Source organism: Bacteroidota bacterium, assembly GCA_039111535.1.
GTDB lineage: Bacteria > Bacteroidota > Rhodothermia > Rhodothermales > JAHQVL01 > JBCCIM01.
Map to the genome: position 1 here is coordinate 1 of JBCCIM010000199.1, position 12,228 is coordinate 12,228.

General features: G+C 51.6%; 10 protein-coding genes. 2 read left to right on the plus strand and 8 right to left on the minus strand.

The window, feature by feature from the left end:
- On the minus strand, window positions 1–1,668 hold a 1,668-nt coding region (locus tag AAF564_22325), incomplete at its 3' end, for a protein kinase (GenBank protein MEM8488302.1).
- A gap of 521 nt (window positions 1,669–2,189) precedes the next feature.
- Window positions 2,190–2,732, minus strand: a complete 543-nt coding sequence (locus AAF564_22330; protein MEM8488303.1) for a hypothetical protein — start codon at window positions 2,730–2,732, stop codon at window positions 2,190–2,192.
- Between the two features lie 237 nt (window positions 2,733–2,969).
- Between AAF564_22330 and AAF564_22335 the strand changes: the two genes are divergently transcribed.
- Window positions 2,970–3,761 (plus strand): PhzF family phenazine biosynthesis protein, encoded by a 792-nt coding sequence (locus tag AAF564_22335; GenBank protein ID MEM8488304.1) that lies wholly within the window; start codon window positions 2,970–2,972, stop codon window positions 3,759–3,761.
- A gap of 58 nt (window positions 3,762–3,819) precedes the next feature.
- On the opposite strand, the gene AAF564_22340 is transcribed toward AAF564_22335, so the two are convergent.
- The 4 genes from AAF564_22340 to htpG all read right to left on the minus strand — a co-directional run bounded on the left by AAF564_22340 (window position 3,820) and on the right by htpG (window position 8,152).
- Window positions 3,820–4,023, minus strand: a complete 204-nt coding sequence (locus AAF564_22340) for a DUF4177 domain-containing protein (protein ID MEM8488305.1) — start codon at window positions 4,021–4,023, stop codon at window positions 3,820–3,822.
- Entirely contained in the window at window positions 4,020–4,745 is a 726-nt protein-coding gene (locus AAF564_22345; GenBank protein MEM8488306.1) for a GDSL-type esterase/lipase family protein, read from the minus strand. Before AAF564_22345 ends, AAF564_22340 begins: the two co-directional genes overlap by 4 nt.
- 66 nt (window positions 4,746–4,811) lie before the next feature.
- Complete coding sequence (locus tag AAF564_22350) at window positions 4,812–6,203, minus strand: MATE family efflux transporter (GenBank protein ID MEM8488307.1); 1,392 nt, start codon at window positions 6,201–6,203, stop codon at window positions 4,812–4,814.
- Between the two features lie 86 nt (window positions 6,204–6,289).
- Window positions 6,290–8,152, minus strand: a complete 1,863-nt coding sequence (gene htpG / locus AAF564_22355; protein ID MEM8488308.1) for a molecular chaperone HtpG — start codon at window positions 8,150–8,152, stop codon at window positions 6,290–6,292.
- A gap of 344 nt (window positions 8,153–8,496) precedes the next feature.
- Here htpG and AAF564_22360 point away from each other — a divergent pair, with 344 nt between their 5' ends.
- The gene (locus AAF564_22360; protein ID MEM8488309.1) at window positions 8,497–9,009 is read left to right on the plus strand and encodes a hypothetical protein; all 513 of its coding nucleotides are present in this window, start codon (window positions 8,497–8,499) and stop codon (window positions 9,007–9,009) included.
- A gap of 77 nt (window positions 9,010–9,086) precedes the next feature.
- Here the strand turns inward: AAF564_22360 and AAF564_22365 are convergent, their stop codons facing one another.
- Together AAF564_22365 and AAF564_22370 are read right to left on the minus strand one after the other, a co-directional pair.
- Complete coding sequence (locus AAF564_22365) at window positions 9,087–10,124, minus strand: 2-oxoacid:ferredoxin oxidoreductase subunit beta (protein MEM8488310.1); 1,038 nt, start codon at window positions 10,122–10,124, stop codon at window positions 9,087–9,089.
- A 207-nt stretch (window positions 10,125–10,331) separates the two neighbouring features.
- Window positions 10,332–12,197, minus strand: a complete 1,866-nt coding sequence (locus tag AAF564_22370) for a 2-oxoacid:acceptor oxidoreductase subunit alpha (protein ID MEM8488311.1) — start codon at window positions 12,195–12,197, stop codon at window positions 10,332–10,334.
- Between the last annotated feature and the right edge of the window lie 31 nt (window positions 12,198–12,228).

Sequence of the window (12,228 nt, forward strand, 5' to 3'; positions counted from 1 at the left end):
CTGTTCCAGTGCCTGGGTCAGTGCATTGATGCGCTGCATTTGGGCGATCGCAAACGAATCAGCCGGCCGTTCTTCCAGAATCTGCTCATATACATCATAAATCTGGGCATACATTTGCATGCGCTGCAGTGTATCGCCGGCCACCAGGAATTCATGGGAGCGTTTTTGTAGCGAATCTGCTTTGGCAAGCAAAAGCATGTACGCTTGTTGCGACGAGGCCGGCGTGACTACAATGGATTCTGCTGCCTGTACTTCTGTAGGAAGTTCGTTGCCCAGCTCAACATCAAGCTGGCTCCAAAGCCCGGCTGCAGTAAACAGCAGAATACACGCGGCAATAGCAGCAAGGCTCATTTTGCGCGTCCGGTTTGCGGTAGCGCTATTGAAAAGCTGTTTTATAGAAGAAGGTGTTGCCGGCGTGTCTATGGTGCGCGCCGTAACTGCGATGTCTGCATCGTCTGGCGAGAGGTAAGACAAGTCACTTGCCAGCGGCCCCATCGGATTGGTTTCGATGACGGGCTCTTTCTTAAACAGAATGCCATCGCCTGAACGCGCCCGGTTGTTGGTGTCGGGGAGCCACTGGTTGGCGCGTTCGCTGTCGATCTCTTCGAGCGACAATGACAGAATTTGCGGATCGGGCTCTTTTACCTTGAGCGTAGACTTGGCCAATGCTTCGCGGCTCAGGGTTGCAATATCCTCTGCAGCCGTTTTTGCTTTTTCAAGCTCGATTTCCTGTTCATGCTGGGTATCCTGGGCCGCAGGTTTCGGGGTAATGGCCGGCGTATACGGGCGGCTGATGGCCGGCATTTGCTCCAGAATCTCCTGCTTTAACTCCTGAATAGTCTGCTGGCGGTCATCACCGTCAAGTGACATCGCCCGATTAAGTACTTTTTTCAACCCTTTGGAGATGTCGATTTCCTTGTGCAAAATATCTGGAAACGCATCGTGCTCCTGACGCCGAATGGCCTCGGGAGGGCGCTTGCCCGTAATAATTGAATAGAGGGTAGCCCCACTAGCGTAAACATCTGACCAGGGGCCTTTTTTGCCATTTGCGAGCAGCAGTTCAGGTGGCGTGAAGCCGGGCACTGCTATATCTGACGCCCTGCCGCAGCGCCGGGCCAACAAAATCTGCGTCACATGGAAGCGAAGCAGCATCGGCCGGCCAGACTTTGTCAGGAAGATATGCTCAGGAGAAAGGCGGCCGTGAATAAGCCCTTTGCGGTGGCCGGCGATCAGGCCGTCGAGCAACGGCACAATGATGGCAAACGCAGCGCGTTCCTGAAGTTTACCCGCTTGTCCTTGCAATACAGCTGCAAGGGTTGCACCCGGATGGTACGCACTGACGCTGTACGCCGTGTCGTTTTCCCGGAAGTAGGTTTGCTGATGTATAACGTTCGGGTGCTTGATCAACCCGGTGGCATCTGCTTCCCTGATGAAACAGTTGAGTCCGTAATCGAACAGGCGTTCTGCCGGCCCGCTCGACGGAATGAGTTTCTCCCCGTTTTCCGAACGATTCATCAGGAACGTAGGATTAAATTCGCGGACGACAACAGCCGTCTCCTTTTTCATCAGATTCCAGGCCAGGTAGGTAGTATCGTAGAGCCCGGGTTCTCCCAGCTTGTTTCGGAGAACGTATCTTTCGTTGAGTATTGTCAATTTTGAGAGCGCCATGAGGACCTGTTGACAAACCAGATCGTAGGTTTTTGAAATGCCTGGAAGGGGGGGCGTTTCATTCGCCTGCGAACCAGTGTTAAATAACATGCAGCAGATTGCCTTCCATAATGCTTTGAGCGAAGCAGGAAGTTGGTTCTTCAGCCAACAACCATCTGCATGAAAGGAAGAGTCATCAGCGCGCCTGTGCTAGTCACACTGATGGTGCAAAGGAGGGTCATTTAACACTGGACTACAAGTCACAGCCTCTGGTACTTTCCGGTGTAATTTTACCCCACTTTAGTATTTAACGCTGGCGGTACGCATACTGGCGATTTACTGATCTTTTGTGCTAGGGCCAGTTAAGAAATCGTACTTAGATAAGAGGTATGGAAGTCCATACGCTAGGGGCGATAAATACCTTATTAGATATTATGATATTTGTGTTGGGGAGCATACTGCGTTTGGATCATAGGGTTATAGGGGATTTCCCTACCATCGTACCGGCGAAATTGCGGTGCGGAAAGAAGTTTTATGTCTTATTACTGATGCGCCTGAACCCGCCGGCCTGAAGCGCCAGACCTTCTGAGGCTGCGTTTCAAGTGGAAACAAAGCCCAAGTACCATCACCGGACAAATGATGGCGCCGAGGATGCCTACAAACCCCTCAAGCCACAGTGCCGACACCACACCAAGGCGCGATGTTGGCAAGGGTACGGCCATCCCGCTTGTCAGCAAAACCCAGCCGATGATGCTGCTCTCAGCAAGCACTTCAATCACTATTACCCACAGGAACAGGTTGGGCTGCTGCCCAATATGCCGGCGAATGACCAGGTAGCCGGCCAACAAGGCCCCGCTGCCGAGGATGAACATAGCAAAGCCAACCATGTAGCCATCCGTCCAGAAAGAGGGTGAGGCAGACAAGCGTTGGGCTTCTTGTGTCAGGTGTTTTTCGACATAGAAAACGAGCGGGGTATAGAATAACGAAGAGAGCAGTAGCACGATGCCTACGCCCGTTAGGAGCATACCGCCAAACTCGGGTACGCGTTGTCGAATACGATATAGGATGTTTTGCCGGGTAAGCACTGTTGAATCTGGAATTACATAAGCGTTGTGTAACTATAGATTCTTTTGTGCCGGTCTTTTTTGCCGGAACTGTAGCTTGTTGTCCTGTGAGGATTTGGTTAACTAGATTTTGTCTGAAAAGTTAAGCAGGCAGCCCTGGTCCTTCTTAGAAAAAGTATGCCCCGGCGTCCTTTTTTGCTATAAAATGAAGCGACTTTGTCCGATACCGTTTTAGATAGCCTTACCCCAAATCCCGCTATGAAAATATTTCAGGTTGATGCGTTTGCTTCCGGTCCTTTTACGGGCAATCCTGCCGCTGTTTGTTTGGTGGAAGAACCCCTCGACAGCAAATTGATGCAGCAGATTGCAATGGAGATGAACCTGGCTGAAACAGCGTTTGTACAGCCGGCTGATAATGGATTTAATTTGCGGTGGTTCACACCGACCGTTGAAGTAGACCTGTGCGGGCATGCAACCCTGGCTACAGCACACGTTCTTTGGGAAACAGGGATGCTCGATAAAACCCATGTTGCCAGCTTCAATTCCCGCAGCGGCATACTGCGTGCTTCTCTACAGGAGAACGGGATCGAACTGGACTTTCCTTCGCAGCCACCAAAGCCCGTGTCCCCCCCCGCTGTGCTGTCCCCGGCGTTAGGCGTTACGCCTGTATATGTAGGGTATAATGGGACAGACTATTTTGTGGTTGTTCAAGATGCCTATACCGTTAAATCAATCAATCCAGACTTGCGGGCATTGGCTACGCTTGAGATGCGTGGTGTGATTGTAACCGCGGAAGATCCGGCACCCGGCACCGACTTTATCTCCCGTTTCTTTGCGCCAGGTGCCGGTGTAGATGAGGACCCGGTAACGGGCTCTGCCCACTGTTGCCTTGCCCCGTATTGGCGTGATCAGCTGGGCAAAGACACGATGCAGGCCTGGCAGGCTTCTGCGCGCGGTGGCCGGCTTACTGTGACTGTCGATGGCGGCCGGGTCAAACTGCTTGGTCAAGCTGTTACCATGCTGCGAGGGGAATTAGTTAACTTTATGTAATCTCCTGCTTCGTTATTTGCCAGCTCTACAATAGCGAAATAAGAACGCAGGGTTTCGGTTATTCCTCTTCCGTTTGGGGCCGTTTGAAGTATAATGCGATGTCACGCGTAGTGCCATTCATATGACTGTCTGTCGTACTCACCAATTCCCAACCTTCGTCTCCAAGCTCACTGATCTGCTCTTGCAGTTTCTCAAAGTCGATTTTGGTGCTGAAGATGGAGGCTACTTTTGCAGTAACAATCAGGTATTCCCAGGTTTTCATGGTGCTGGATACAGGCTTTCTAGTTCGGGTCGAATAATAGAGGTCCATACGGCGTAGCCATCGGCATTCAGGTGTAATTTGTCATCCACAAACAGTTCTTCGCGGGATGCACCGTTTTCGTCAAGCAAAGCGGATGCCGTATCGAGAAAAAACAGGCCTTCTTCTTCGGCAGTATGCGCTTCAACCATCGCATTGGTATCTGCCACAATTTGTCTGTGCGCCCAACGGGCACCTGTTGGACTGATGGCAATGAAGTAGATTGGGGTACCGGGGAGGGCTTCCTGTACGCCGGCGACAAAGGTCTTGTACAGTTCGAATACAGCTTCTGCTGATTTTGGTGAATCACCAGCGATGTCATTTGTCCCGGTAAACATTACGACCGCCCGCGGATTGTACGGGGTGACAATGCGGTCCATATAATGAATGGCATCTCCCAACTTCGATCCGCCAAAGCCACGCTGAATCACGGGCATGGGAGCCATGTCTTCTTTCAGGGTAGACCAGAGGCGAATACTCGAACTGCCTATAAATAAAAGTGCATTCTCTGATGCCGGGGTTGCTGCATCTTCTGCCTCGAATGCTGCAATGTCATCTTCCCAGCGGGTTGGGTCTTCCGGTGCATGCGTAGCTGCAGCAGCAGCAGGTTGTGCAGGTTCTTCCGGAGATTGGCAGGCTGCTAAAAGGCCGGCGCATACAAAAAGCAGTAGTATTGATCGCTTCATGGTACCTGATCCTGTGTTTGCAATGTCGCAAGATGGGTTTTTTGCCTGCCAGAATCAAGTACGACGTTATACCTGGTGTGGTATGGCTGACTTTTTTAACGGTGCTGTGCCAACACCCGGCCATATCCGTAGCAGGCCTAACAGGGCGCGAATTGTAATCCAGATGCCCGTGATCAACCACACCCAGAATAGCGCCTCTGGGTTTTTAAGATCAACCAGCAGAAGCAGGGCCGCGCCGGCAATGGTCGCAGTCGCAACCGTGTTACGCAAAAAGCGGAAGTCGCCAGTACCCCAGTGGATGCCGTCTGTAGCAAAGGTGAGGGCATTCAGCGGTTGGAACAAGGCCGCGAGCAGCCAGGCACTTGAGAAGAGCGATATCGCGGAGGTTGGTACAAGTAGCGCAATTACCCAGCTTTCACCGAGCCACATAAGAAGGGCGAGCGCTATGCCAGTCCAGAGGCCCCAGGCACAGGCAACATAGGCAACACGCCGGGCGTGCTGCAGGGCTTTTGCGCCAATAAAGAAGCCAATCAGGCTTTGTCCTGTAATGGCAAAGGCGTCAAGCAGCAAGGCTGTGAACATCCAGATTTGTCGGATGGCCTGGTGGGCCGCGCCGGCATCAGCGCCAATTTTAGTGGCTGCCCGGGTTGTAAGGATGAGGAACAGGGTGAGCATGCCTGTCCGGACGAAAAGGTCGCTGCCTATGACGAGCAGCCGTTTGGTATCAGCCCGATTCAGCACGGAGGGAAAGCCTATTTTTTTCCTTATTTGCCAGAGCGCCAGGCCGGCCCCAACCCATTGAGCGATGACGCTTGCCAAAGCCGCGCCGGCGATACCCAAAGCCGGGACCGGACCCAGCCCAAAAATAAGCAGCGCATCCAGCCCTATGTTCAGTGCATTGATTGCCAGCGCAATCCATAGCGGAACCTGCATATTTTGCATTCCGCGTAATGCCCCGAAAGCCACCAGGGTAATCAGTACTGCCGGCCCACCTAACAACCGTAAATTGACATAGGTAACCGTGTGGGTGAATACCACATCAGTTCCCCCCATCCAGGTTGCTATGGCGGGTGTAAGCGGGAAAATGAGCAAAGCGACCACAAGGCCAATGCTGCCGGCCATCACCAGTCCCATGCCCACGAGTTGTTGCGCGCGCGCTGTGTCTCCTTTACCAAAGGCTTTGGCAACTTCTGTTTGGGTACCAATGCTCAGAAAATTGAATACCCAGAAAATGCTGGACAGTGCAATGGTGCCCACTCCCAACGCGGCCAGGTGTGGGGCGCCTAACGAGGCAATAAACGCAGTGTCAACCAGCCCGGTTAGCGGCTCTGCTATCAACGAAAATAGCGTAGGAAGCGAAAGCGCCAGCATCGTCCGATGTGGCGCTTTGACAAAAGGATGCTTATTTGAAAGGGCGAGTGTCGATTGCCGAGTGTCGAATGCTTTGTTTCCGGGCATTAGGTATGGCTTACAAACAGATTTTCACTCTCGGGGGGCACTACATGTCGAAGTTTACATTCCTTCAACCTTCAACCTTCAACCTGTCACTCCGTCGCCTTGACCATCAAATCCGTCATGCGAGAAACGTAGTCTGTGGTATGGTTCAGGTTGCCGTCAATCAGTAGTGCCCCTTCGTAGAGCTGCTCTATGACCTTGTCTACAAGGTCTGCGCTGTTGTCGTCTTCCTGCATACGGGACAGGTTTTTGAGTAGCGGGTGGTTGGTATTGATTTCCAGGATTTTGGAGCCGCCGGCGAAGTTGGCATCCATCATCCGAAGCATGCGCTCCATCTGGCTGTCCATCCCGCTTTTACCTACAACCAGTGTTGCTGCAGAATCAACAAGCCGTTTGGAGGAGATGACATCTTCAACCTTCTCACCCAGGGTAATTTTGAACTGGGCGATCAGGGTGTCAACTTTGCTGTCATCAAGGGCATCTTTGGCAAGTTCTTCATCTTGTTTGATGTCGAGGTCTGCTTTCTCGATGCTGAAAATAGGTTTGTCGTCGTAGTTCTCCAGATGGGTGATTGCAAAAGCATCCACCGGGTCGTCCATCAACAATACTTCTATATCGTTTTTCTTGAAGTACTCCAGGTTGGGATTGCGTTTCAGTACGTCGAGGTGCTCACCAAGGAGGTAGTAGATTTCTGTTTGATCTTCGCCCATGTTCTCCACATAAGCTTTGAACGAAGTCAGCTCCCCCTCTTCTGTTTTGGTTGAAGGGAAACGGAAGAGGTTGATGATTTTGTCTTTGTTCTTGAAATCAGTAGAGACACCGGTTTTGACCAGTGGTCCAAATTCTTTAAAGAACCGGTTGTATTTCTCTTCGTCTTTCTTGGCCCAGTCCTCAAGCAAGCCAAGTACCTTGCCCGTAAGAATTGAACGGATCTTGGCCATCACAGGACTGGATTGCGTGACTTCACGCGACACGTTCAGCGGGAGTCCATCCGTATCCACTACGCCCCGGACAAATTTCAGGTAGTCGGGTAGCAGGTCTTTGCAGTCGTCCTGAATAAAGACGTTGTTCGAATAGAGGTGGAGCTTTTGATATTCTTCATCCCTGAACAGTGCCGGTGGTGCTTTTTCCGGAATGAAAAGCAGTGCCCGGAAACTAACCACGCCTTCCAAATTCAAGTGCAGGTGCCCCATGGGGGGCATGAAGTCATTCGAGATGAATTTGTAGAACTCAACGAGCTCTTCGTCTTCGATATCGCTTTTGTTCTTCCGCCAGAGCGCTTTTACCGTATTGGCCTGCTCTTCGCCAATCGAAATCGGGAAGTCGACAAAGTTGGAGTATTTCTGGATGATGCTGCGGACACGGTGATCTTCGGCAAACTCTGCTTCGTCTTCTTTGAGATGGACGATCATTTTTGTACCGCGCTCAGCCCGGTCAATTTCTTCGATGGTGTAGGTCCCACCACCATCAGACGTCCACCGATAACCCTGTGAATCCGGGTCGGCGTTACGCGTCTCGATGACAACTTTGTCTGCCACCATAAAAACGGAGTAGAATCCAACACCAAATTGGCCAATCATCTGACCGTCAATTGGTTTGTCGTTGTTGGCGAGTTGCTCAAGGAACGCTTTGGTGCCAGAACTCGCTACCGTGCCAATTCTGTCTACGAGATCCTCGCGCGACATGCCAATGCCGGTATCTTCGATGGTGAACAGATTGTTCTCTTTATCGAGCGTGATGTTGATCGCGAGCGGTGCGTCACTGCTGAGTATTTTGTTGTCTGTTAGTTTACGGAAGCGCGCTTTGTTGAGCGCATCTGAGGCATTGGAAACCAGTTCGCGCAGAAAAATTTCTTTATGGGTGTAGAGCGAATGGACAATCAGATGAAGCAATTGCTTCATCTCGGCTTTGTATTCGAATTCCTGTGCTTGAGGAGTTTTTGCTTTAGCCACGCTTGTATCTGTGATTTAAGGTTTGTTGTACTGGGATGATCGGCGTGCGTGTGAGCGCAACATGGGCGATCAGTGTTTTACGAGGGTTCAGGGTTGGTTCTCGTGTTCTTGCACTGAGCGTCAGCGAAGGGTTATACCGGTAAGTCTTGAAAATTCTTCCCAAGATCGGCAACAATAAATATTCGTTACACGCACAAATTGCCCCATATGGATGCCGGCTTTTTTGTTTTGATCCCGGTAAAGTGGTGCGAATTCAAGAATTCGCTTATCTTGCAGCCAACAGGAGCGGCAAGCACTTGCTCGCATCTATATAATTACTGATGGCTCACCAATTAAAATCCGCTATGTCAAGACGACGTTTACACCTCCCTTCTTTGTTTATTTGTCTAATTGCAGCACTTTTCTTTGTGCTACCAACCCATGCCCAGGACGGGGCACCACCTCCCCCTAAAAACTCTCTTTATCTTGAGCTTGGTGGGAATGCGTTGGCGTACTCCATCAATTACGACCGTATTATAGGGGATGATTTTAGCGTGCGTGCCGGCATCGGGTTTTTTAGTACAGACCTGGATGAAGGCGGGAGTAGCAGTATCGCTGGTATTCCGGTCATGGCAAACTATCTACTCGGCAGTGGCAACAGCCGCCTCGAACTCGGCGCGGGGATTCTCATTGTTACAGGCAGTTTTGATGTTGCCGGTGCAAGTGACTCAGGTGCTGGTGTTGCCGGTACTGGTACCTTTGCCTATCGCTTTCAAAAACCGGAAGGGGGTGTTTTCTTCAAAGGCGGTTTTACTCCTATTATTGCCGGTGGAAGCTTTATCCCCTGGTTTGGGGTGTCAATCGGGTACACGCTGTAACCACATGTGATCGATATTAAAAAAGGCAACCTGCTGCTGCGGGTTGCCTTTTTTGTATCCAGTTGGAATTCGGGTTGTTATTCGACCATCCAGGTGTCGCCGGCTTCGAGCAATTTTTGCAGATCACCCTTGCCGCGTTTCTTGGTAACTTCGACAATCTGGCTGTGCAGTTGCTCCTCATACGATGGCCGGTCCTCTGCATAAAAAACACCAAAAGGCCGCGGCATGTCGGGTTGCCAGAACATCCTGCCTACAATGCCAGCCAGTTCACGGCTCGATTCATCATAAACGATGCAATCGTCTACCGACCATTTTCCATTTTCGAGGTTGATCACCTGTGGCGAAAATCCATCGAGTCGGATGCCTAGCTTGCCGTTGTCGTAGGTAAGGGGTTTACCATTTTCTACAAACAGGGCACGCAGGGCTTTCGAGGATTTCTCTGTATAGTCGAAAAATGCACCGTCGTTGAAAATATTACAGTTCTGGTAGATCTCACAGAAGCCTGTGCCACCGTGGGTGTGGGCCCGCTTGAGGATTGACTTCATGTGTTTTGGATCGCGGTCCATGGTACGCGCCACAAAAGATCCATCAGCCCCAAGCGCAACCGCTATCGGGTTAAACGGATGATCCAGTGAGCCGTAAGGCGTGCTTTTAGTGACTTTACCCTGCTCTGAAGTTGGGCTGTATTGGCCTTTAGTTAGTCCGTAAATCTGGTTGTTGAAGAGCAGGATTTGCAGGTCGAGGTTGCGGCGCAGGATATGCATCAGGTGATTGCCCCCGATAGACAGGGAATCTCCGTCACCTGTGATAATCCATACATCCAACTCGGGCCGGCTGGCTTTCAAGCCTGTTGCAACAGCAGGGGCTCGTCCATGGATGGAGTGCATGCCATACGTATTCATGTAATACGGGAATCGGCTTGAGCAGCCAATGCCACTGATAAATACGATGTCCTCTTTCGGGACCCCCAGTTCTGGAAGGAGTCGCTGAACCGTCGCGAGGATGGCGTAATCACCACAGCCCGGACACCAGCGGACGTCCTGGTCGGTCTCGAAGTCTTTTTTCTTCAAGACGGGTGCACCGTCTCCGCCGGCATCAGAGAATCCTGGTGGCATTCCTGGTGGCATGCCCGGCGGTTTGGCACCTGGCGGTAGTTTACCCGCGCCAGGAGGTAGTTTCGATGCAGGAGGGCCGGCCGGTTTGGCGGGTTTTGAGAATCCGGGCGGCAATGTTGGTTTTTTTGGTTTATCTGCCATGATAATTACCAGATAGCTGGCGTACTACATTCAATTCGTTAGCTGACAAATGACGGCTGTCTGTTATTATGACAGCATCCCTTCTACATAAGCAACAATTTCGCTGGCTTTGAAAGGCTGTCCCTGGATTTTGGTGAACGGTTCAAAAGGTAACAGGAAGCGGTCTCTCAAAATCTTGACCAGCTGTCCATTGTTCAATTCAGGTACAACAAACTTTTCAAAGTGCGCAAAAATATCGCTTAGGTCAGAAGGAAACGGGTGAATATGCCGCAGGTGGATGCTACTTACCCGCAATCCGTTACTTCGACAACGCTCAACGGCCGCTTCGATTGAACCGCGGGTTGATCCCCAGCCAATGAGAAGCAACTCGCCAGAATCGTCGCCATAGATATCTGTGGGCGGAATATCCTGTGCAACCCGTTCTACTTTCTCAGCACGTGTTTTGACCATAAACTGATGATTGTCAGGGTCGTAGGACACGTTGCCTGTTTTGTCTTCTTTTTCGAGGCCGCCGAGGCGGTGTTCGAGTCCTGGTGTACCCGGCTTAACCCATGGGCGCGCAAGGGTCTTTTCATCACGCAAGTACGGAAGGAAGCGGGCTTCGCCGTCTACCTCCACGTTGGGTTTTTCCAGAAAATCAGGGCCGAAGTCCGGCATCTTTGCGTAATCCGGAATGAGCCATGGTGCAGACCCGTTGGCGAGGTAGCCATCCGACATCAGCATAACCGGTGTACGGTATTTAACTGCAATGCGACAGGCTTCAAACGCAGCTTCAAAACAATCGCCTGGTGTGCTTGCTGCAACGATCGGTACGGGTGATTCGCCGTTTCGACCGTACATGCACATCAGCAAGTCACTCTGCTCTGTTTTTGTAGGCAAGCCGGTTGAAGGGCCACCGCGTTGGATGTTTACGATAACCATGGGTAGTTCGGTCATCAGGGCGAGCCCAATGGCTTCACCTTTAAGCGCAATGCCCGGTCCGCTGCTTGCGGTGATGCCGAGTGCACCGGAGAAACTGGCACCGAGGGCCGCACATACAGCTGCGATTTCATCTTCCGCCTGGAAGGTCATCACGCCGAAGTTTTTGTGCCGGCTCATTTCGTGCAGCATATCGGATGCAGGCGTAATCGGGTATGCGCCATAGAAAATGGGCAGGCCACTTTTCTGACTCGCTGCTACGAGTCCGAGGGCCATAGCTTCAGCACCACGAATGGCGCGGTACTTACCTTTACGCAGTTTTGCCGGACTTACTTCATAGCGGAAGACAAACTGTTCGGTTGTCTCGCCATAATGGAAGCCTTTCTTCAGCAGGAGCAAGTTGGCGTCTCTGATCTCTGGCTTTTTGGCAAACTTCTTGGAAATCCAGTCGATTGCCGGCTGCATCGGGCGGGAGAACAGCCACAACGAGAGGCCCAGCGCAAACATGTTCTTCGAACGGTCGATTTCTTTGGTATTCATCGACGTATCCTTGAGCGTCTCGCGCGAGAGCTTTGTTAGCTCGACTTTCACAACCTGGAAACCGTCCAGCGTGCCGTCATCAAGCGGATTGCTGTCCAATCGGGCCAGGTCGAGGTCGCGTTGCTCAAAAGAATCCACGTTGACAATCACGGTACCCCCCTTCTTAACGCGTCGGATATTCACCGACAGCGCTGCAGGGTTCATGGCAACCAGTAGATCGACTTCGTCGCCCGGGGTACGGATTTCTACAGATCCAAATTGAAGCTGAAAGCCGCTTACGCCGTAGGTGGTACCAACCGGTGCACGGATTTCTGCCGGGAAATCAGGGAGGGTGGCAAGGTCATTCTGGGCAAACGCTGTTGCAAGCGTGAATTGGGTGCCGGTGAGCTGCATCCCATCCCCGGAATCCCCTGCAAACAGAACGGTGGCTTCTGATAAGGATTCGACAGCCTTCTCAGGTGATTCTACACTCATGAGAAACTTCCTATATGTGAGTAATACGCAA

Bases quoted from the DNA above. Each gene is read 5' to 3' on its own strand.
- AAF564_22370 (MEM8488311.1), bottom strand. From the start codon at position 12,197: ATGAGTGTAGAATCACCTGAGAAGGCTGTCGAATCCTTATCAGAAGCC.
- AAF564_22335 (MEM8488304.1), top strand. From the start codon at position 2,970: ATGAAAATATTTCAGGTTGATGCGTTTGCTTCCGGTCCTTTTACGGGC.
- AAF564_22340 (MEM8488305.1), bottom strand. From the start codon at position 4,023: ATGAAAACCTGGGAATACCTGATTGTTACTGCAAAAGTAGCCTCCATC.
- AAF564_22360 (MEM8488309.1), top strand. From the start codon at position 8,497: ATGTCAAGACGACGTTTACACCTCCCTTCTTTGTTTATTTGTCTAATT.
- AAF564_22365 (MEM8488310.1), bottom strand. From the start codon at position 10,124: ATGCCACCAGGATTCTCTGATGCCGGCGGAGACGGTGCACCCGTCTTG.
- AAF564_22345 (MEM8488306.1), bottom strand. From the start codon at position 4,745: ATGAAGCGATCAATACTACTGCTTTTTGTATGCGCCGGCCTTTTAGCA.
- AAF564_22350 (MEM8488307.1), bottom strand. From the start codon at position 6,203: ATGCCCGGAAACAAAGCATTCGACACTCGGCAATCGACACTCGCCCTT.